Here is a 21998-nt window from a genome sequence, read left to right as displayed (position 1 = left end):
TTTTATCAAATAAAAGAATTTACTCATTCCTGTTTTTCTTTTGATAAATTCTTGCTGCAAGTGCGGTTTTCCTTTTTATTCTTTGTCGTAAGTTTCTTGGTTTAAGGACTTCAATCGACTCGCCGAAACCTAGAATTAATCGCTCTAATTCAAAGTTTAAATTTACAAATATTTGAAAAGTCATACTACCATCTTCCTGCAAAGAGATAATTTCTTGAGAATGGTGAAACGGTTTAGTGACAATATAAGGAGCATTTGTCTTATTGACCTTAAAGACTACATGAGCCGTATGATGATGGTCTAAAACGGTAACACCTACCGTATTTTTATAATAATCTTTGGGGTTGATTTGAGCATATTGATAGTCGATTTTTAGATCATAATCTATTTCGATAATTCTGTCTAGAGCTAGCGTTCTAATACCATCCTCATTTTGCACTAGTCCTATGACAAACCATCGGTTATTATATTCTCTTAAGAACTGTGGATGAAAAGTCATATGTTGAGGTTGTCTAGCCTTAAATGATTGATAGGTTAGAATAATGACTACTTCTTTTAAAATCGCCTGGTATAATTCGTCTAGGTAATCCAGACCTTTTAGATTCTCATTTTTTTCTAAATAGATGATGGATGGTTTCTCACTATTCTCAGTGTGAATTTTATCTTGAAGTTTATTTATGATAACTTTTAATTCATCAAAGAATGAAAAATCCTTAAACTGACGCAGCATTTCCATGGTTTCTGTTAATACAGACATGTCAGCTTCTGTAACTGGAATATCTGTAATGGTGTAATTAGGATCACTGTATCTATAATACTTACGGTCATACACCTCAATAGGCGCATTATAACCTAGTTTGTCACTACGCATCATTTGAATATCAAGCTGGACAGTTCTTGTACTTACAGAAACATCTCGCCCTTCATAATCATATAAAGTTTGCGAACAGTATGCTACTAAATCTGCTAGTGTCCATGTGCGATATGTGTTTTGTAAACATTTATCAATGGTTTTATACCTGAGTAATGCATTTTTATTTACAGCCATGATTTTTAAAATATTGATTATTAGGCACCTATTAGGTTTTTGAATGTGTCTACATGCAATGATAAATATTTAAATTTTAACTACGCAAAAAGACTGCGCAGTAAGGTGTGCATATTTGTATCACAGTTAAACAAAGGGTATGAACCCGTAATGAGGTGCTGCGTCATACAGAGGATATGGCGCAGCTTATTAAAAGAGAAGATGGAAAAAGAAATTAAAATAACAGGAAAAGAGATAGTTGCATTGGGTTACCCTAGCGCACATTGGTTTAAAGATGCGATAGCTTTTATCAACCAAAATCAATTAAATCAACAAGATATGGAGGCTTATTTAGAGCAATTTAGATTGCCACCAGAGATGGAGTTATTTAAGAAGCCTATTTCTTATAGCTTAAACATTCAAGCCGAAAATGAACAGGAGCAGGATAATGTAGATAAAGTGATAGCAACAATGGATGCTGTAATGAGAACTCCGACAGTAGTTAGTGGTGCCGTCATGCCAGACGCTTGTCCAGCAGGTCCGGTAGGAACGATTCCAGTTGGAGGAATAGTTGCTACTAAAAATGCTATTCACCCAGGTATGCATAGTGCAGATATTTGTTGCTCAGTTATGCTTACGGATTTGGGAGACATAGATCCTAAAATCGTCTTAGATATGGCTCATCAAACTACTCATTTTGGTCCTGGTGGCAGACCTAGAGGAAAACAGTTTGCCTTACCTACAGAATTGAAAGAAGAGTTTAAAAACAATTTCTTTTTACATTCTGAGAGAGGTTTGTCTCTTGCTCACGAACATCTTGGAACTCAAGGTGATGGTAATCATTTTCTATTTGTTGGTAAAAGTTCATTAACAGGTCATACAATGCTTGTAACTCATCATGGTTCAAGAGCGCCTGGAGCAAGACTTTATTCTCAAGGTATGAAAGTTGCAGAGAAATTCAGGCAACTAATTTCTCCACAAACTTTAAAACAGAACGCGTGGATTCCATTTGAAACTCGTGAAGGCAAAGAATATTGGAAAGCTCTTCAAATTATTAGAAAGTGGACTAAATTAAATCATGAATTAATCCATGATTCGATAGCTCAAAAAGTTGGTGCTTCTGTTGAGAATAGGTTTTGGAATGAACATAACTTTGTTTTTAAAGATGATGATATTTTTTATCATGCAAAAGGTGCGACACCGTTGAATCCTAAGTTTATGCCCGATATAACAGGTCCTCGATTGATACCGTTAAATATGTCAGAGCCTATCTTAATTGTCGAAGGAGATACTACAGATGATAATTTAGGATTTGCTCCTCATGGTGCAGGTAGAAATATGAGTCGATCGCAACATAAAAGAAACTTAGCTCATAAAACGAATGAACAAATTTTTGAAGAGGAGACAGAAGGATTAGACATTAGGTTTTATTCAAGTGAAATCGATATATCTGAATTACCTAGTGCTTATAAAGATGCTGATTCTGTTAGAAGTCAAATGAGTGAATTTGGTTTAGGTAAAGTGATAGAGAAAGTGATGCCGTATGGTTGTATCATGGCAGGCGATGTCGATAAGAATGCCCCATGGAGAGTGAAAAGACGTCGTAAACAAAAAAGAAAATAATGTTTAAAAAGAAAGCTCTAACTATGGTTAGAGCTTTTTTGTCATTAAATAAAACTTATGTAAGGTTACTATTTTTAGATATAATCTGAACTTTTAGAAAATGACCTGTTGAGGTAATTAACTTATTTGAATTTTCAGTATTTATCGAGTTCTATAAAACTGACGAGATTATAAATAAAAAATAATGTGATCTATTTATAATTCTTCTTTATTTGATCTAATCGCTTTTTATTATCACGATCCTTAATTGTTTCTCTTTTATCGTGAAGCTTTTTACCTTTAGCAAGGGCTATATCTAGCTTTGCAAGCCCTTTATTATTAATGAATAATTTAAGAGGTATAATTGTATTACCGCTGGAATTAACATCCTTTTCTAACTTTTTGAGCTCCTTGCGGTTAAGTAACAATTTACGGGCTTGTTTAGGTTTGTGATTAAAATAGGTCGCATGAGAATATTCTTGAACTGTCATATTTATTATCCAAAGTTCCCCTTCCGTGAACTCACAAAATGCTTCAGCGATACTAGCTTTACCTAAACGTATCGCTTTAATTTCTGTTCCCCCCAAAACAATACCGGCCATATACTTATCCAGTATTTCAAATTCAAATCGAGCCTTACGATTTTTAATCTCTATGTTGTTCTTAAATTTCATATAACATTGGCAAATATAATTTAATGGTCCTTAGACATCGTTATATATTTGTGAAATGAAAAAAAACCTCCTTATATTTTTATCAATTATCGCCTTATTCTTACAATCTTGTTATGAAGAGCCTAGCATAACAGCAGATCACATTATTGATAAAGCAATCACTGCGCATGGCAGTAATCTATTAGAACAATCAGTAATGGAATTTAACTTTAGAGGAGTTGAATACAAATCAATGCGCGATAACGGTATCTACGAATTTACAAGATCCGACTTAACAGATTCTACTACCGTTGTAGATTTATTAGCAAATCAAACCAAACTTCGCACTATTAATGGAGTGCGTCAACAGGTGGTAGATTCTCTAATGAATAGCTATGCAAGTAGTTTAAATAGTGTAATCTATTTTGCTCAACTTCCTTATAGCCTTGATGGAGCAGCCGTTTATCGAGAATTTTTAGGTGAGAAAACTATAAAAAATCAATCCTATTATAAAGTTAAAATAACATTTGATCCTAAAGGTGGTGGTGAAGATTATGAGGATGAATTCATTTATTGGATACATCAAGATAACTTTTTAATTGATTATCTAGCTTATTCTTATTGTGAAGAAGATTGTGGATACCGCTTCCGCGAAAGCGTAAATCGCAGAAAGAAGAATGGTATTATAGTGCAGGATTACAATAACTATAAAGAATTAATTCAAGATCCCAATTTATCGCATATGGATCAACTTTTTATTGATGGTAAGTTAGAGTTGCTTAGCGAGATAAACATAGACGATGTGGTTATAACGTTGAAAAATGGTTAGAAATAGATTTGACCGTAAATGTTTAAGCTAACCCTTCAAAGGTCTCTTCTTTATCATACCACCTTTAATGTCTTTTATACTGTTCATAATTATAAAAGCGTTGGGTTCAATTTTTTCAATTTCAGTGTTAAGTTTATTTAATTCTAGACGGGTAATAACAGTATATATGATATCCATATCTTTTGAAACTCCATTTTTTGCATATCCGCCTTGTCCTTTATAGATCGTGACACCACGACCTAATTTACCAACTAGAGTCTCTTTAATACGATTGCTTTGTGAAGAAATAATGGTAACACCTATATATTCTTCAATACCTTCTATTACAAAGTCTAATGTTTTAGAAGCTGCTATGTATGTAATCATTGAGTACAGGGCAATTTCTATCGATAGAAAATAGGCCGCGACGGAAAATATGATAATATTGATAAGGATAATGATGTCACCTATGGTAGTAGAGAATTTTCTACTTAAAAATATAGCCAGAATTTCTGTTCCATCAATTACAGCACCACCACGGATAGATAACCCAATACCAGCTCCTAAAAAGAACCCACCAAAAATAGCCACTAGTAAGTCATCATCAGTAACATTAGGAAAAGGTACAACGGCAACACATAGAGCAAGGCCCATTATCGCTAGAGCTGTCTTGATGGCAAATCGTTGCCCCATAATTTTATAACCTAAAATTACAAAAGGTAAATTGACAGCTATAATTAAGATATATAAAGGGACACCAGTTACAGCTGCTACTAGTAGTGATATACCGGTAGCACCGCCATCTATGAAATCATTAGTAAGTAAAAAACCTTTAAACCCAAAAGACGCTGAAAAGATTCCAATAATAATGAGAATGAAATTTTTAAAATTACGCTTTAATGAGACTATGAAATCGTGATATTTTTTAGCGAGTTTATATTCAGACGGTTTCCCTTTAGGGTACTTCTTTTTATCTCTAAAGTTTTTTGTAGACTGAACAATAAGGTTTGCTAAAAATGGATTCATTCTTCTTAGAAAATTAAATGTGAAATGAAAAGAGCGATTCTTAAAAGATCAAAATCAATTCATTTTTTAAAGGTTCAAGATCTTTTAAAGATATCAATAAGAATCTTACTGGCAAGTACTATATAAATAATTAAATTATAATATTACAATGATTCATTTTTGTTTAAAACATTGATTTTTAAATGCTTAAGGTATTCGGTTGCTTGTTTTTTTATAATCTTATTCATTCTACTGATTATGCGCAGTATGAATCGATCAATTCGATAATTAAAAAAGTTTGATGGTCTTACTTCTTCAGTACTTTGTATTCTAAAGAACACTTTATAAGTCCTTACTTTTGCAACGAATTATAAAGAGTAACTAGATGTTGGATTATGTAGTAATTGGTGGCGCACAAGCAGGCTTGTCCATGGCTTATCACTTACAGAAACAAAATAAAAAGTTTATCGTTATTGATGGTGAAAAGGAAGTTGGTGCTTCTTGGTTAAATAGATGGGATTCTCTTAAACTATTTACTCCAACAGAATACAATCATTTACCAGGATTAAAATTTAGAGCTCCTAAGAATCATTATCCAACTAAATTTGAAGTAGCAAACTATTTTAAATCCTATGTTAAAAAGTATGATATTCCTATACAGTTAAACACCTTAGTAACCTCTGTTCGCAAGAATAAGAAGACTTTTATAATAGAGTATAAAGATGGCTTTATAGAGTCTAAAAATGTCATAGTCGCTACAGGTCCTTTTCACATTCCTTATACTCCACCTTGCCATACCAAAGCTTCTCAAGAAATATTACAGATTCATAGTAATTACTATAAAAATGCTGATCAATTACAAGAAGGTGATGCTCTAGTAGTAGGTGGAGGAGATTCTGGCTACCAGATTCTTAATGAAATTTCTAAAGATTCTACGAGAACAGTTTATTTTTCTGGAGACACTACAGTAAAGTCATTACCACAACAGTTTTTAGGAAAAACTTTATGGTGGTGGTTTACGATAACCGGTTTTTTAAATTATAATAAATACAGCTGGATAGGAAAGAAGATTAATTCATCTACACAACCAGTAATTGGTACTGACGTTAAAGGAATACTATCTAGAGAAAATGTGATACCGGTAGGAAGAACAAAAGATGCGTCGGATCAAAAGATAATTTTTGAAAATCAAAAAGTCTCAACTATTAAAAATATTATTTGGGCAACAGGTTATCGACCTAATTTTTCATGGATAGAAGGATTAGAACTAGACGCTAATAATTATCCTAAAAATTATCGTGGTATTAGCAATATTAAAGGTTTGTACTTTATGGGCTTACCATGGATGTATACACGTGGATCAGCAACATTAGGTGGTGTTTCTAAAGATGCTGATTTTCTTGCAAACTATATTAATTCTAAAAATTAATTAACCTAAATTGATATTTAAAAAGGCTGTTAAACCTTAGATTTAACAGCCTTTTTAATATGACAATGACATCAATTAAATTTAGATGCTATCTACAAAGTCTTTAAAAACTTTTTTATGTAGATCTAAATCTAGATCTGGCGATAAAGAAGCTCTTACAATATAATCCTTATCACCTTCTTTAGTCGTTCCTTGTGTTGATGTTGCAGGTATGGTCCAATAGCAACCTTTAAGCTGTCCATAACTCACGCAAAATTTACTCTCTTGAGGAATCTCAGTAATCATTAAATTAATAAGCTTAAGGTTTAACTCACGCTTATATCTCTCACGTTCTTCGTCATTATTCCCTTGAGTAGGAAGATCAAGTGAAAATACAGATGGAGTAAATCCTTGTTCTGCAAGTTCTTCAGATACAAAATTGATTTTTGCATTAGGCAAAGTTTCTTGGACAAATGTCACAAACTCACGAGTGTTTTTATAAGCATCTTTGATACGTTGATTCATTGATGGTAATTGTGCTGCAAGAATTTCGTATTGTAAAGCAGTAGCTTCATTATCGCACAATGTCAAGTGCAAATCTATCTTATCAATTAAAGCACTAGTCTTATTATTACCTACACAGTATCCCGCAGTACACTTTCCACCACTTGGAAATTTAGAACCGCTAGCATAAGAAATAGTTCTTACCGTAGATAACATCTTTCCATCACCTAAAAAGTGTACATTAGGACAAAAGGTTTGGTCTAATATAAATACTGGATCTATTGCTATAGTTCCATCAGGCGTTTTGCGTTCTTTACTTAAAGCTTCTTTTAAAGCCACTAGATCAGGAACCTCAACTCTTGGGTTTGTTGGTATTTCAGCAATAATATATGGGACAGCATCTTGAGCAGCGATTTGATTTAAAACAATATCGACACTTTGTACCATATCATTATCACCATCTACTGGTAAATCAACAACTTCTACATTATTTAAGCAAGCAGCAACACGTCTAGCTTGATCATTAGTTCCGCCATAACAATTAGGTGGTACGATAAATTTAATAGCTTTACCAGGATGGTTTACTTGTGCATCGTGTATAAGTCCCATCATTATAGCATACTGTATAGATAAACCACTAGATGCGACTAAAGGCGTTAACTCTGTGCCTGTAATTTCTTTGATAGAGTTGAGTACACTTGTTTTATCTGTACTTAAATTGTTTTTTTCTAAAACGATGGGCTTTTGGTCTACTAGAGATTTTAAGGCCACTAGTGAATTAGATGGCGTCATCGCAATAGTTTCTCTTCTACGCACATGCTGTATGTCAGAAATAAAGGTTTTGTCTAGAGAGCTATTAATGACTAGAATACTACCTAAATCACCATGTAAACTAATGGAGAAGTCAATATTTGAATTTAAATCTACTGTATTTATTTCATCGTGTTCAGCTATAAAAATCGTACTACCGTTAAATGATGCTACATCAGATGGAGCGTTTACCTTTTGCAATTGAAAATGATATCCATAAATCTCTTTTAAAAGTTCTGAATTTAAAATGTCAGGTAGCTCACCAGTGTAATTAATTTGGGTATCTCTATCTTCCAATAAATTTTTTCTCAACACAGCAAGAACAGGAATTGTCTTTGATGAAAAGCTAATAACATTTTCTGCATCTAGCCCATGTAGATGAGCAATTCCCCATTCTAACACACTAGACAGTGGATGACCTAACCTTATGTAGTCATAGGCTGTGGGCAATACAGCTAGAGCTCCAGTACTAGCATTATTTTTACTATAAAGAGTTTCTAACTGGTCTAGGAATTGAGTTTTTGCAAGCTTTTCATTATAAATATCCAGTCTATGTGTCGTAAGACCTAACCAATCTGCAGGATGATTTTTAATGATATCTTCTATATAATTGAGAACTTTATTGTCTTTCATAAGTATTAAAATAATGATACAAAAATATAGATTAATTAAGGGTCTAAGGAAGGTTTAACAAGATGTTTAATATCCTATGTTCTAGTCTTAAAAATTTATCTAAAATCTTGATGATTATTTATCATATCATTCACCTAACGAATTCAAAAACAATGCTAGAATTAGTCCTATAGTAGTGGCGATTCCAGTCCAATACTTATCTTTTTTAAATGATTTAGGAAACACTTCTAGGGCTAGTGATGCTACTACAGCGCCACCGGCAAAACTCTTGATGTAATTCAAGTATTCTTGCTTAACATCATATAGTAAAAAATGTCCCACTAATGCCGCCATAGCAAGTATTGCTGCTGTAGCTATCCATAATAAAAGCACTTTCTTTTTAGAATGGTTTTCAGCCATTTCCTTAGCGCCGCCAGCTGCTTCGGGTAAATTAGATAATAAAATTGAACCCGATAAAGCTGCTACAGATAATGGACCAGCACCTATTAAAGCAACACCTAATGCAAGATTCTCAGGGATACCATCTAAAGTGATTGCAGCTAGTAAACCACCACCACTGTTATTACCCCATTTTTTCTTAACTAGATAATCTAAGCCTGTAAAGGTGGTAGCTCCTATAAAAACAACCGCAAGAGTGATGTAAACTGAATTGTTTTCTAAAGCTGGATTAATAAGTTCTAGTAAGGCAGACACTAATAAAGCTCCGCCAGCAAGAGCTACTAGAAATCCTTCTGTTTTTTTAGATAGGCTACCATAAATACCCCATAATGCTCCAGCAATCAACGCCGCCGAAACCACAAATACCACAATACTAGTCGTCATATTTCATCTAATTTAGATTTTATGTGAGTTTGATTTATTCGCTTTCGCGAAAGCGAGTATCACATTTATTATCGACCATAAATACCTGAACTATAGATATGAAAACATATTGATGACTATAGAAACAAGTTTTATCTTTTAAAAATACTTAATTTAAAAAGCCCAAAGAAACATCTTGAGAGCCTTTGAGCTTTGAGGAAAGAAAATACTTTTATTTATACTAATTCTACTCTAAACCTGCATTAAACCAATAGTCGATACGTGTAGGCTCTTTTTGGGATGATGGTCTCTCACCACGATTACCTCTACCGCCACCAGATCCACCACGGCCACCGCCACGTTGATTACCTCCTCGCATGCTGACACCAGTATCTGATGGACTTTCACGATCTTTATTTTTTTCTGGCATGTTTGTAAAAATACCTATGGTAAGCTTTGATAAATCAAGTTTATCATCTTGAGTAATTCTATTCTTAGGGATTTTTATTGAATATTCAAGAGTATCTTGTTCTTCTCCGGTCATTTGATAGCCCAATGAGATGTCAAAAGCGTTTAAATCTTTATGGAATTCTTGTTGATCGCCATAGAAAGCATATTCTGCTTCACCTGGAATATTGGCAATGATTTCTTGATAATCGATAGATGGCGCCTCGTCAGTGTTAGTTTGCGGTCTAGAAGATCTATTAGGACGTTGTGGTGTGTTGTGGTATGGATACCTAACAAAAACGTTTCGCTCTTTATTACCAGTTTCATCAAAGTAAACGGTAAGTCCATGTCTAAGAATAGAGAGCGTGGTTTCTTTATGTGTAGTACTTATGTTTAAAAATATATAATTAGAATCCTGATCTATTGTATAATTGATATGATGATCTGTGATACGTGTAGCGTCTGTAGGTTCTTGTATCATTGCTAGCGCACTATTAGTGGTAAATGCCGCAATACATAACCATAAGAATCCTTTAAATCTCATAACTGTCCTTTTAAGTTGGCCATATGACTACTGGAACTTAAAAAAGTTTAAAGAATAAAAAAACCGCAAAGACTAATTAGTCATTATAGATGTCAAATGATACGGCTACAGATTGCATTAAATCTTCATTTTCAAAATCTTGATCAGACATTTTAGAAAGTCGTTCTAGATACTTGTCAAACTGTCCATTTTTAAAAATAGTAAGCATCTTGCCGCCATGGATACAACGAGCAGCATGCCAGATGTTGACAGGTACGGTTATCGTGTCTCCTTTCTCAAGTATAATAGTTTGATCATCAAAAATTAACTCGACCTCACCTTCTAAGATGTAAAAGACTTCTGTCATCAATTTATGATGATGTCTCGGTAAATAAAAACCAGGTTTTAAAGTATCCTCAACAATACATAATTCTCCATTAGTTTGATCTGAGGATAGTTTTACAAAGCAGTGATCTTGTGAGTAGTTATAATTTTGGCCTTCGCCGTTTCTTATGGTTTCTACCTTATTCATATCTTTAATTGATTTTAATTCCACCATTTCGCGCAAGCGTGTAAAGGATCTTATTGATACTATAAAGCCTAAGCAATTTCCTAAACCTTTAAAATAATTTTTTTCTTAAGGCGATTAACCCTAACACACATATGATAAATAGTCCCATAAGACTAGCACCCATGGCGACATCTCCATAGAGAAATTTGCCTATTGAGAATAAGAGACTATAGACACTGATGATTCCCATAAAAAAGCCTAATATTTTTATTGGAAAATTATGGAACTTTGATTCTTTACCAAAGATGACGTGATTAAAATGATCTAAAGTCTCTGCCTGTGTAGGTCTGGTAGCAAATGTGGCGATAAGCCATGCAGTGGTGGTTATTACAACATTAAAACAGATCTTTTCATATCCTGCCCAGTTTGCAAATAATTGAGTGTCTAAACGGCTGTCTGCAAAAAAGATCATGGCGATGATTAGCGAGCTAGCCATAGCCGTAATTTCACTCCATGGATTTATACGATGCCAGAACCATCTTAATATAAAGAGTAAACCAGATCCAGCACCTATTTGTATGACTAGATCAAAAGCATCTTTGGCCTGTTCTAAAACTAGGGATAGTAAACCAGCACAAGCCATCATAATAACGATAGAAACTCTACCAACTATAATTTTTTGTTTTTCGCTAGCGTCCTTTTTTACAAACCGCGCATAGAAATCGTTCACCACATAACTAGAACCCCAATTTAAATGAGTGGATATCGTACTCATAAAGGCTGCTATTAAACTAGTAATGACTAGACCTAATAATCCCGCTGGTAAAAAGGTGAGCATCGCTGGATAACTCAAGTCATCTTTTACAAACTTTGGATCTAGATTAGGAAATGCAGTTGCCAGTGATTCTAAATTAGGATATATAATAAGAGAAGCCAGCCCTATTATAATCCATGGCCATGGACGTAGTGCATAGTGTGCTAGATTGAAAAATAATACCGCCCATGTAGCATTTTTCTCATCCTTTGCAGCAAGCATGCGTTGTGCCACATATCCACCACCGCCAGGCTCTGCACCAGGATACCAGGTACTCCACCATTGAACTGCAAGAGGTATTAGAAAGATGCCCATCATCAACTCTGTATTAGAAAAGTCAGGCAATAGGTTGATCTTACTCGCGACATTAGGATGCGTGATGAGGTTTTGCATTCCATTGACCTCAGGTAAGTCTAGAATGTACATAGTAGCCCATATAGATCCTACCATGGCTATTATAAATTGAATAAAGTCTGTAATTAAAACACCTTTTAGTCCACCTAGTAAAGAATAAAGAACGGTAACTATGGATGCAATCCACAGTGTCTCACCAGCTGTAAAGTTAAACATAACATTACCTATTTTAATAGCTGCTAGGCAAACAGTAGCCATAATAATGATATTGAATATAACACCTAGATAGATCGCTCTAAAACCTCTTAAAAACGCAGCGCTTTTACCTTGATATCTTAATTCATAGAATTCTAAATCTGTAGTAACTCCACTACGTCGCCACAATCGAGCATAGAAAAAGACAGTTAGCATACCAGTAAGTAGAAAAGCCCACCATTCCCAATTTCCTGCAACACCAGTGTCTCGCACAATTCCTGCGACTAGATTAGGCGTGTCTGCCGCAAAAGTTGTTGCGACCATAGAAACTCCTAAAAGCCACCACGGCATATTGCGCCCTGATAAGTAAAATGAAGAAGCGTTCTTAGAACTTTTCTTTGAGACAGCAATTCCTACAAAAAGGGAGACCAAAAAGAACGATATGATGATTAGGAAGTCAATGAGTTCTAGTGCCATAGGTAAAAGTTATTAACGATAACGTTTGAATTATTAGAATTGGTTAAATATAGAATAAAACATGAGTTTCATTAAGGATTCTTTGCTAGATTAGCATGGATTATATGAAAAACGCAATGAATCAAACGATTAAGAAAATAGGTGTAATGACCTCTGGAGGCGATTCTCCAGGGATGAATGCTGCTTTAAGATCTGTAGTACGTACCTGTGCATTTCATGGTGTAGAGTGTTTAGGTATTTATCGTGGTTATCAAGGACTGATAGAAGGAGACTTTAAAGAAATGACGGCACGTAGTGTCAATAACATTATTAATAAAGGAGGAACTATACTTAAAAGCGCACGCTCACAAGAATTTCGCACGGTAGAAGGAAGGAAGAAAGCATATGAGCATGTAAAGGCATCAGGTATGGATGCTCTTGTAGTCATAGGTGGTGATGGTAGTTTTACCGGTGGAATGGTTTTTAATGAAGAATTTAATTTTCCTGTAATGGGAATACCAGGTACTATAGATAATGATATTTATGGGACCAGCTCAACGCTAGGTTTTGATACAGCATTAAATACAGTAGTAGAATGTATCGATAAAATTAGAGATACCGCTAGTTCACATAATAGACTATTCTTTGTAGAAGTTATGGGACGCGATGTAGGGCATATAGCTCTTAATGCTGGAGTAGGTGCTGGAGCAGAAGAAATCTTAATCCCTGAAGAAGATATGGGAAAAGATCGTCTGGTAGAGAGTTTAAAGCGTAGTCGTGAATCTGGTAAATCTTCTAGTATCGTTGTCGTAGCAGAAGGTGATAAAACCGGCGATAATGTATTTGAACTTAAAGATTATGTAGAGAAGAACATGCCAGAGTATGAGGTGCGTGTATCGGTGCTAGGTCACATGCAACGCGGTGGATCACCATCATGTTGGGATCGTGTTCTAGCGAGTCGCATGGGTGTTAAAGCTGTTGAAAGCCTTCTAGAAGGTAAGACTAATTATATGGTCGGTATCAATAATAATAAGATAGAGTTATGTCCATTGGATATGGCTGTTAAAGGAAAAACTGAAATTGACACAGAGCTTTTAAGAGTATCTGATATCATGACGGTTTAATAGAATTTTTTAAATACGCTTTCGCGAAAGCGTGCAAACAACAATTAACAAGAACTAACAATTAAATAATATGAGTAAAAAACTGAAATTAGCAATCAATGGATTTGGTCGCATAGGTCGTATCGTATTTAGAGCAACTCTAGAACGTGCCAACGTAGAAGTAGTAGCAATCAATGATTTAGTAGATGTGGAGCAATTAGCATATTTACTAGAATACGATTCTGTACATGGGCGTTATGGTGGATCTATTGAAATCAAAGATGGAAACTTAATCATCGATGGTGTACAGGTACGTGTCACTGCAGAGCGTGACCCAAAGAACTTAAAATGGGATGAAGTAGGAGTAGACGTTGTTGCAGACTGTACAGGGATTTTCACTGATTTAGATAGTGCTCAAGCACATATCGATGCAGGAGCAAAGAAAGTTGTAATATCTGCACCATCTAAAACAGCGCCTATGTTTGTTATGGGTGTGAACGACAATGAATTAACAGCAGATCATAAAATTGTATCTAACGCTTCATGTACTACAAACTGTCTAGCGCCTATGGCAAAGATTCTTGATGATAACTTTGGTATAGCAGAGGCTTTAATGACTACGGTACATGCTGCAACGGCAACACAAGCAACTGTGGATGGTCCTAGCAAGAAGAACTATCGTTTAGGTCGTAGTGCTATGAATAATATTATACCTGCAACTACTGGTGCTGCCGTAGCAGTAACTAAGGTAATTCCATCGTTAAAAGGTAAATTAACGGGTATGGCTTTCCGTGTGCCGACTGTTGATGTTTCTGTAGTGGATTTAACGGTTAAATTAAGTAAAGAGACTTCTCTAGAAGAAATTAACAAAGCGTTTAAAGATGCATCTACAGGAGCTATGGCTGGTGTAGTAGGATATACTGATGAAGCTGTTGTATCTCAGGATTTTGTAAGTGATGCTAGAACTAGTATCTATGATGCAGGTGCTGCTATTGAATTGAACTCCACGTTCTTTAAATTAGTAAGCTGGTATGATAACGAGTTTGGATATTCAAATAAGTTAGTTGACCTAGCAGAGAAAGTACACTCGCTATAATTTTAAAAAGGCTATTGATTCTACATCGATAGCCTTCTTTTTTCTATCCAGCTCAAGGATAGACTTTATTAAATAACTTTTTATGATTTTAATTACAGATAGTGGCTCTACTAAGTGCGACTGGATTGCACTTGATAATAATGGAGAGCAATTGTTTAAAGTAAAAACTGGTGGTATGAATCCTGCGATTCTTACTATCGAAGAATTACCATTGCGCATTCTAGAAAGTGAAGAATTAGTAGCTCACAAAGACCAAGTAGAGCAACTATTTTTCTATGGTGCTGGTTGTGGTACTGAAAAGCCTAGACTAGCTTTGGAAAATTTATTAAAAAACTATTTTTCAAACGCGCAGGTAACCGTTAAAGAAGACACAGCAGCAGCAGTATATGCCGCAGTAGGTGATGAGCCCGGTATCGTTTGTATACTAGGAACTGGCTCTAACTGTTGTTTCAGTGACGGCGATACTATTGAGCAACGTGTAGTTTCTCTAGGGTATACACTTATGGATGAAGCTAGTGGTAACTGGTATGGAAAAAATCTATTGAGAGATTATGGATTTAAAAATATGCCGTCGGATTTAATGAAGAAATTTGAAAAGGCTTATAATATGGATCCCGATTACTTAAAATTCCATCTCTATAAGCAACCTAATCCTAATGCTTTTCTTGCTCATCATGCAGAATTTATATTTCAAAACCTTGAGGAACGTTACATTAAAAAGTTGCTAAGAAAGGGATTGCGTAAATTTTCTCGCAATATGATTTTACAATTTAGAGAAGAAATAAAATCATACGAAGTACACTTTGTAGGTAGTATTGCTCACTTTGCCCAAGCTAGAATAAAGCAAGTCGCGGCAGAATTTGGCTATGAGGTTGGTAATATTGTTCGTAGACCGATAGAAGGTCTTGTCGATTACCATAGAAATAAATTGAAAGCCTAAATAAATTTGATGTAGTCTATTTGTAATTCAAACGGACCTTCTTTTTTATCTAATAATATTATTCCCAATCGCAAGACATCGTCTAGTTGCGATTGGGATATTTTTTTTCCAGTTTGTTGACCTACCTTATATTCTTTAAATTCAGTTAGAGGTAATTGAATGGTTACCCATTCATTATTATCACTAGAAAAATGATGTTTATAATTAGGATTCCACCAAGAGCGATATGCGTCTAATTGAAAATAAAAGGAGCGTCCAGTACTTTTAAACTTAATTTCAACTACTTTATAATCTTTAAGATTATAATTCCCGTAGGGACTGCGATAACTGGCAAATCCTCCATTATTTTTTAACGATGTGGTACCCGAGAATAAAACGTAATTATCATAGGAGACAGCAGTACTTTGTGATAAACCACCCATAACACCGTCGTTAACAATAACCCAATCCATAGTATTCCCATCTTTACCAAAATTGATAATATCTGAAGTATACATGCTGCTTATGGGAATTAATAATAAAATGAGAAGACGTATCATAAGAGATAAGTCGGTTGATGAGGTAAAGCTTTCTGATGATTAGAAATATTTAACTTATCGCGTTCTTCAATAGCTATTGCCTTTGTATAAATTGTTGAATTTCTTTTCCATCTGTAAAATAATAATGCACAACGGTATGGTTAAGGTCTTCTATTTGAAATAAGAACGTTAATTCTTTTATTTTTCTGAAATCTATATCATTAATCATCCATTGTGGATAGCCATTTATTTGTTGAGTTATCTTTTTATCACAAAGAATTTTTTTAGCCCTTTTGTATAGTGTCCAAGGATGATTAGGCGCTAGTTTAACTATTAATTTATGAATTTCAGGATAACGATGAATAATTTCTTCCCAGATAGGAAGAGAATTGATGTTAGACTGCTTATAGCGTTGATCAGAAACCAGATTTGAATCAGTAGGTGATAATTCCTCTAATTCATGCCATTGATTTTTTTTGAAATAGAAGTATTGCAGATTGGTATGATCTTTTTTTAAGCCATCTTCATGTTGAAATATTACAACCTTAAATTCATTTGAAGAAATAGTGCCTTGATAATGTAAAGGTTTATCTTTTTTATTGGTAGGCCATATGCTGCCCGCGGGCAATTGTGGTAATTTATCATTTTCTACGACTGATTGCTCAATTATCATAGCAGGTAATAAGATAGGTCTCAAAGCTTCGACTATTGTATTGATGGTCGTTTGAGATAGGTGTACCTCTGGATCGCGACTATCCATTAAGGATCCATAGTCACCTGATGGTGTTTCAAAAAGACGTTTTAAAAATTTAAACATAAACAACTAGTTTAGTGAACAACAATAATAAAAAAGCACCAGAATAGACTGGTGCTTTAAAGTTATGGTAATAAAAAGAATTGAACTATTCTGTAGCCTCTGAAGATTCATCATCTGTTGATGCTTCTTCCTCTGCTTTTTTCATCTGACGTTCTAGAATATTAAGTTGCTTTTGCTTCTCTTTTATTAAGTCTAATTCTTTATCTAAAGCCGCAGTGTTCTTTTTCAATTGTATTACAAAAGGGTTTTTATCATCCTTAGTATTGATAAACTGCATGTTGTTCTCTAGCTGCCTTTTTTCATCCTGAATCTCATCACGACGTTTTCTCAAGTAAAAACGTTCGTTAGTAAAATCACGAGCATCTCCAGATTCTAAACTAGAAAGTTTAGATTGATATTTAAGCATTTCTGCATCTACAGCGCTCATTCCAGCTGCTTTTAATTTAGCCTGTAATAGTTTGTCAAACTTATCTTGGATATGACGTTTTGAATAAGGAACGCGACCTATTGCTGCCCAATCTGCCATGTGTTTTTCAACATCAGCTTTCATAGCCTCTTGATCATCTTGTGGCAACATTTCTTTTAACGCATCATAGACTTTCATCTTTGCTTCAAAGTTTGCTGCTTCCTCAGCGTTTTCTTCTTTCTTTTGTGCATTTTTCTTATCAAAGAAGCCATTACAAGCTGTCTGGAAACGCTTCCATATTTTATCACTTACCTTTCTAGGTACATGACCAATCTCTTTCCATTCGCTCTGAATACGCTTCATCACAGGTAAAGAACCGTTAAAATCATCACCAGCCAGATGTTGCTCTGCAATCTCAATAAGTTTCATTTTCTTATCCAGATTATCTTGTTGATCTTTTTTAAGATCTTTATAGAACGCGTTTTTGGCATGGTTAAACTCACGTCCGACAACTCTGAACTGTTCCCACAAGTGGTTGTTTAAAGCCTTTGTAGCTGGTCCAGTTTGTGTAAATAATTCTTTAAGGGCATTAACTTCCTCTAGACGATCTTGCCATCCTTTATGATTCTTTGCTCCAGCCGCAGTTATCTTCTTGATTTCAGCGATTATATTTTGTTTAATCGTCTGGTTTTTCTCGGCTAGTTTATCACGTTCTTCATAATAAGCTTGTCTCTTATCATGTATCACTTTAGTAGCTGCGCTAAATTTATCCCAGATAGGATCTCTATGTTCTTTGGCAACTGGTCCAGCATCTTCTTTCCACATGCGATGTAACTCTTGTAATTCACGCAATGCTTTATGGATGTCTGGTTCATTACCCAGCTCTTCGGCACGAGTAATAATTTTATTATGAAAATCTAAATTGCGTTCAAAATCTTTATCACGTAATTCTTTACTAAGGTCTATATAGTCATAGAAGTTTTGAGTGTGCAGGCGGTAATCATTCCATACAATGTTATAAGCATCATGAGGTATTTTACCAGTGTCTTTCCACGCTTGCTGTAAAGCATTAAACTTTTTAAAAGTAGTCCCTATATTTTCTTCTTCATCAATTAAGTTCTTAATAGACTCAATGATGTTTTTTCTCTTTTCAAGATTGTCTTCTTGTTCCTTGCGCTGCTGGCGTTGAAACTCACCTCGTTGCTTGCGATATAAGCTATGTAAATCGTTAAATTCTTTACTTATAGGATTATTGTATTCAAACTCTGGTGCAGGTGCTTCTTCTGTAGCAGGATTTGCTTTTACGAATTCTTCACGAGCTTCTTTTTCAGCATCTTGATCTTTTGATTCAAAAGCTTTTTTAATATCGTCTACGTGAGTTTTAATCGTGTTGATAGGAAAGTCCTGTATCAATTGTCTTAGAGATGCTACTAGAGCTGGCATTTCTAATGTATTATAGTCTGTATCAGGTAAAGTTTGAGCATCTACATCTTCAGCATGATCATCACTTTCGTCATCATTATCACTCGTGCTTTCTTCTTCTTTTACAGCGGCAATAGGTGTTTCTGTAGTTTCTTCACTAGTTACAATCTCTTGAGGAGTAACTTTGGTTTCTTCTACAGCAGTTGAAGGTTCTGTATTCATGTCCTTTTCTGGCATGTCTTGTGTGTTCTGGTCAGTGTTATTCACGTTTTCTAAATTTCCGTCTACATCGTTGTGCAGGTTGTCATTCGTATCCATATAATAGATTTAAAGGAGTGCAAGATAAAGAGAATCACTAGATATGGCAATCATTCTACAGGATTAGTCATTCCACAATTCCCAAGACTTCTCTGCTTGGTGAACCAGCATCTGATAACCATTAGTTACTCGAGCACCTTTTACCTTTCCCATTTTCATGAACATAGTGTTACTAGGATTGTAGACGAGATCATATAAAATATGATTTTTGTTCAAATGGTCGTATGGTAAATTAGGCTTGTCTTCTACATCGGGAAATGTTCCAACAGGTGTAGAGTTTATAATTAGTGAGATAATTTTAAGAACATCGCCATCGATCTTTTCATAGGGAATACTATACTCACCTTGTGGATTGCGAGAGACAAATAAATGCGGAACTTTAAGAGCGTCTAATGTATAAGAAATCGCCTTTGATGCACCACCTGTGCCTAGGATCAAAGCATTTTGTGTAATAGGTAAAAACGGTTCTAGACTTTTTGCAAATCCATAGACATCAGTATTATGGCCTATCCATTTATTATCTTCTATTACAACGGTATTTACAGCGCCTATAGCTTGAGCTTCAGGTGTCAGTTGATCGCAGATTTTAAGCATCGATTCCTTGTATGGAATTGTGACATTAAGTCCACGTATAATCTCATTTTTACCGTTGGTGGTTTTAGTGATAGGGTTGTAGGTCACGCTTTCGCGAAAGCGTAATAAATCAGCCTCAGTTGCAATCTCAAAATTGCGGTATTCATGATCTTCTAATCCCAGTTTCTCAAATTTTTCTGTAAAATAAGCTTTTGAAAAACTGTAGTCCAATCTCTGGCCTATAAGGCCAAAAACGCTATGCGGGATTTGCTTGTTGTCCATATTTATCAATAAGATATACGATTAAGAAACCAGCAAATATAAGCCCTATTGCTAGCCATGTATGTAATGCTGTTAAGTCTGGCCAGTAACGACTGTAATTTTCTAGTATAGGATTCCCACTCGCGTCTGTCATATAATTTCCAGCGATGTCTGTGGTATAAATTTCTTTTTTCCATGGCCATACCACGCCTAAGGACCCTGTTATAAAACCAATAATCATCGCATTAGTCTCGTTGCGATAATGTTTAAAGGTCCAGCCTAATAGGTGTGATAAGCTAATAAGCCCTACAAAAGATCCTAATAGAAAAACGCCTAATATGGCTAGTAAATCCATGTGAATGGGATCATTCCACCACGAGAAATCCCATTGAACAACAGCGACCATGGTATCAAAGAAAGCATTTATACTATCTACTAATAGTAATACATAATTGCCTAACAGGATAAGTATAAAGCTGCCACTCAGACCTGGTAAGGTCATCCCTGAAATACTTACCATACCACAGAAAAAGACAAAGAATAAGTTAGTATTATCTGTTGCGGGATCTAGTAATGAGGTTCCAACACCTATGGCGGTACCTATGGCTAGAATCATAATATTCTTGCGTGTCCAGGCATCGTAACCTCTCGAAATGTAATATACAGAGCCTAAAATCATCCCGAAAAATGCAGACCAGACCAGTATGGGGTAATTCTTAATAAGTACATCAAATCCTTTACTTACGGTAAAGTAGCTGAGGACTTCTCCAAGAATGATTAAGGATAAAAAACGACCGTTAATATATTCATAGAACGTTTTAAACCTACCGTTAAATAATAGTTTAAGTGCCTTAAGGTTGAGTTTTTGAAAAGAATATATGAACTCTTCATAAAATCCAGCTACATATGCCACAACGCCACCGCTTACTCCAGGAACTTTATTTGCGGTTCCCATAGCAATACCTTTTAAAACTAAGTAGAATTTATCGCTGAAACTGCGGGTAGGTTGTCGCACTAGTCGGTTTTTTTATGAGCTACTTTTTCTAATATAAGTATAAGCAAAAATCCTATAACCATTAGTATCGCAGCATACAAAATAAGAGCGTCACCAGAAAAATTTTGTGGTAAAATACTTTTTTCTAGAAATGGAACTTCCTCGCCGTGTGAATTGATTCTAGTTTTCAGAATCATTTTCCATGGCCATAATTTATTGAGAGAACCTATCATAAATCCTGTAAGCAATGCCAGAGTTAAGTTTTTATGATTTTCAAATAGCCAGGTCAGCGCTCTAGAAAATAGTTTAATCCCTAAGATTGCGCCTATCGCTACCATTAATAAGTTAGTAAAGTAATCCCATGCAACACTCCAATTGCCGGCAAGTATTGCTTCTGTAAATCCTGTGATAGAACTTAAAACCGTTTCATAACTACCCAGTAGGAGTAGTAAAAAAGCACCGGAAACTCCTGGCAGAATCATAGCAATAATAGCGATAAAGCCAGAAAATAATAAATACCACCAGCTTTCTGGAGAGGCAACAGGCTCAGCAACGGTGATCCAGTAGGATAGGGCAGCACCTATTACCATTATGGTGATGGCTGTGACATTCCAATGAGTAATTTGTTTTGCTATATATAAAATACTAGCAAGTACTAATCCAAAGAAAAAGGACCAAACTAGAATAGGATGTGCTCCTAATAAATAAGTAATTAACTTAGATAAACTTAGAATACTGATTGCGATTCCAGTAATCAATGATAGTAAGAAACCTAGGTTATAATTTTTAAAAGTAGCAGCTATACCTATTTTAAAAAATGATTTTAAAACACCTATATCTAATCCATCAATAGTTTTTATGAGTTCTTCATAAATACCAGTGATAAAAGCGATAGTACCACCAGAAACACCTGGCACAACATCTGCTGCACCCATAAGGATTCCTTTAATTGCTGTAGCGATATATTTTTTCAAAGCTTGATTTTTTAATGGTATCAAA

At 34.9% G+C, this 21998-nt stretch carries 20 protein-coding genes; 6 read left to right on the top strand and 14 right to left on the bottom strand.

The genetic code is table 11. From position 1 onward, the window contains the following. Positions 1–19 precede the first annotated feature (19 nt). A complete protein-coding gene (locus tag ACJJVI_RS12515; protein WP_405352221.1) occupies positions 20–1048 on the bottom strand; it encodes a helix-turn-helix transcriptional regulator in 1029 nt (342 codons plus the stop codon). A 201-nt stretch (positions 1049–1249) separates the two neighbouring features. On the opposite strand from ACJJVI_RS12515, the gene ACJJVI_RS12510 reads away from it, so the two are divergent. After that, positions 1250–2650 carry an RtcB family protein gene (locus ACJJVI_RS12510; protein ID WP_405352220.1) on the top strand — a complete coding sequence of 467 codons (1401 nt, stop codon included), beginning with the start codon at positions 1250–1252 and terminating at the stop codon, positions 2648–2650. A 191-nt stretch (positions 2651–2841) separates the two neighbouring features. Here the strand turns inward: ACJJVI_RS12510 and smpB are convergent, their stop codons facing one another. After that, entirely contained in the window at positions 2842–3303 is a 462-nt protein-coding gene (gene smpB, locus ACJJVI_RS12505; protein ID WP_348021039.1) for an SsrA-binding protein SmpB, read from the bottom strand. A gap of 55 nt (positions 3304–3358) precedes the next feature. Here smpB and ACJJVI_RS12500 point away from each other — a divergent pair, with 55 nt between their 5' ends. After that, positions 3359–4111, top strand: a complete 753-nt coding sequence (locus ACJJVI_RS12500) for a DUF6503 family protein (RefSeq protein ID WP_042270531.1) — start codon at positions 3359–3361, stop codon at positions 4109–4111. Positions 4112–4138: 27 nt separating this feature from the next. On the opposite strand, the gene ACJJVI_RS12495 is transcribed toward ACJJVI_RS12500, so the two are convergent. Then, positions 4139–5116: a YitT family protein gene (locus ACJJVI_RS12495; RefSeq protein ID WP_036580661.1), complete on the bottom strand. Its 978-nt coding sequence runs from the start codon at positions 5114–5116 to the stop codon at positions 4139–4141. 364 nt (positions 5117–5480) lie between these two features. Between ACJJVI_RS12495 and ACJJVI_RS12490 the strand changes: the two genes are divergently transcribed. Continuing rightward, entirely contained in the window at positions 5481–6524 is a 1044-nt protein-coding gene (locus ACJJVI_RS12490; protein WP_405352219.1) for a flavin-containing monooxygenase, read from the top strand. Positions 6525–6605: 81 nt separating this feature from the next. On the opposite strand, the gene ACJJVI_RS12485 is transcribed toward ACJJVI_RS12490, so the two are convergent. The 5 genes from ACJJVI_RS12485 to ACJJVI_RS12465 form a co-directional block, all read right to left on the bottom strand. Continuing rightward, positions 6606–8450 (bottom strand): cystathionine beta-synthase, encoded by a 1845-nt coding sequence (locus tag ACJJVI_RS12485; RefSeq protein WP_405352218.1) that lies wholly within the window; start codon positions 8448–8450, stop codon positions 6606–6608. A gap of 126 nt (positions 8451–8576) precedes the next feature. Beyond that, on the bottom strand, positions 8577–9272 hold the full coding sequence (locus ACJJVI_RS12480) for a ZIP family metal transporter (protein WP_405352217.1): 696 nt from the start codon (positions 9270–9272) through the stop codon (positions 8577–8579). A gap of 226 nt (positions 9273–9498) precedes the next feature. After that, positions 9499–10242 (bottom strand): hypothetical protein, encoded by a 744-nt coding sequence (locus ACJJVI_RS12475; protein ID WP_348021034.1) that lies wholly within the window; start codon positions 10240–10242, stop codon positions 9499–9501. 76 nt (positions 10243–10318) lie between these two features. After that, entirely contained in the window at positions 10319–10753 is a 435-nt protein-coding gene (locus tag ACJJVI_RS12470) for a cupin domain-containing protein (protein ID WP_405352216.1), read from the bottom strand. An 88-nt stretch (positions 10754–10841) separates the two neighbouring features. Further along, on the bottom strand, positions 10842–12572 hold the full coding sequence (locus tag ACJJVI_RS12465) for a sodium:solute symporter family protein (protein WP_348021032.1): 1731 nt from the start codon (positions 12570–12572) through the stop codon (positions 10842–10844). Between the two features lie 116 nt (positions 12573–12688). Between ACJJVI_RS12465 and pfkA the strand changes: the two genes are divergently transcribed. The 3 genes from pfkA to ACJJVI_RS12450 all read left to right on the top strand — a co-directional run bounded on the left by pfkA (position 12689) and on the right by ACJJVI_RS12450 (position 15690). Further along, a complete protein-coding gene (pfkA, locus tag ACJJVI_RS12460; protein WP_036581996.1) occupies positions 12689–13675 on the top strand; it encodes a 6-phosphofructokinase in 987 nt (328 codons plus the stop codon). Positions 13676–13745: 70 nt separating this feature from the next. Further along, positions 13746–14750, top strand: a complete 1005-nt coding sequence (gene gap / locus ACJJVI_RS12455) for a type I glyceraldehyde-3-phosphate dehydrogenase (protein WP_036580647.1) — start codon at positions 13746–13748, stop codon at positions 14748–14750. 82 nt (positions 14751–14832) lie between these two features. Further along, entirely contained in the window at positions 14833–15690 is an 858-nt protein-coding gene (locus ACJJVI_RS12450; protein ID WP_036580644.1) for a BadF/BadG/BcrA/BcrD ATPase family protein, read from the top strand. Here ACJJVI_RS12450 and ACJJVI_RS12445 read toward each other — a convergent pair. The 6 genes from ACJJVI_RS12445 to ACJJVI_RS12420 all read right to left on the bottom strand — a co-directional run bounded on the left by ACJJVI_RS12445 (position 15687) and on the right by ACJJVI_RS12420 (position 21973). Beyond that, a complete protein-coding gene (locus tag ACJJVI_RS12445; protein ID WP_405352215.1) occupies positions 15687–16229 on the bottom strand; it encodes a CIA30 family protein in 543 nt (180 codons plus the stop codon). The two genes, ACJJVI_RS12450 and ACJJVI_RS12445, sit on opposite strands and share 4 nt — an antisense overlap. Positions 16230–16302: 73 nt before the next feature. Beyond that, entirely contained in the window at positions 16303–17025 is a 723-nt protein-coding gene (locus ACJJVI_RS12440) for a hypothetical protein (RefSeq protein WP_042248664.1), read from the bottom strand. Between the two features lie 85 nt (positions 17026–17110). After that, positions 17111–19171 carry a DUF349 domain-containing protein gene (locus ACJJVI_RS12435; RefSeq protein ID WP_405352214.1) on the bottom strand — a complete coding sequence of 687 codons (2061 nt, stop codon included), beginning with the start codon at positions 19169–19171 and terminating at the stop codon, positions 17111–17113. Between the two features lie 63 nt (positions 19172–19234). Next, positions 19235–20026, bottom strand: coding sequence for a shikimate dehydrogenase (locus ACJJVI_RS12430; RefSeq protein WP_036580636.1), 792 nt, complete (start codon positions 20024–20026; stop codon positions 19235–19237). Next, positions 20001–21020, bottom strand: a complete 1020-nt coding sequence (locus tag ACJJVI_RS12425) for a DUF368 domain-containing protein (RefSeq protein ID WP_036580634.1) — start codon at positions 21018–21020, stop codon at positions 20001–20003. Before ACJJVI_RS12425 ends, ACJJVI_RS12430 begins: the two co-directional genes overlap by 26 nt. Beyond that, the gene (locus ACJJVI_RS12420) at positions 21020–21973 is read right to left on the bottom strand and encodes a DUF368 domain-containing protein (protein ID WP_036581992.1); all 954 of its coding nucleotides are present in this window, start codon (positions 21971–21973) and stop codon (positions 21020–21022) included. The genes ACJJVI_RS12425 and ACJJVI_RS12420 overlap by 1 nt, the downstream gene beginning before the upstream one ends. Positions 21974–21998 lie beyond the last annotated feature (25 nt).

Source organism: Nonlabens sp. Asnod3-H03, assembly GCF_045063665.1.
In the GTDB taxonomy this organism is placed as follows: Bacteria; Bacteroidota; Bacteroidia; order Flavobacteriales; family Flavobacteriaceae; genus Nonlabens; species Nonlabens ulvanivorans.
This window is presented reverse-complemented; position numbering and strand designations above follow the sequence as displayed.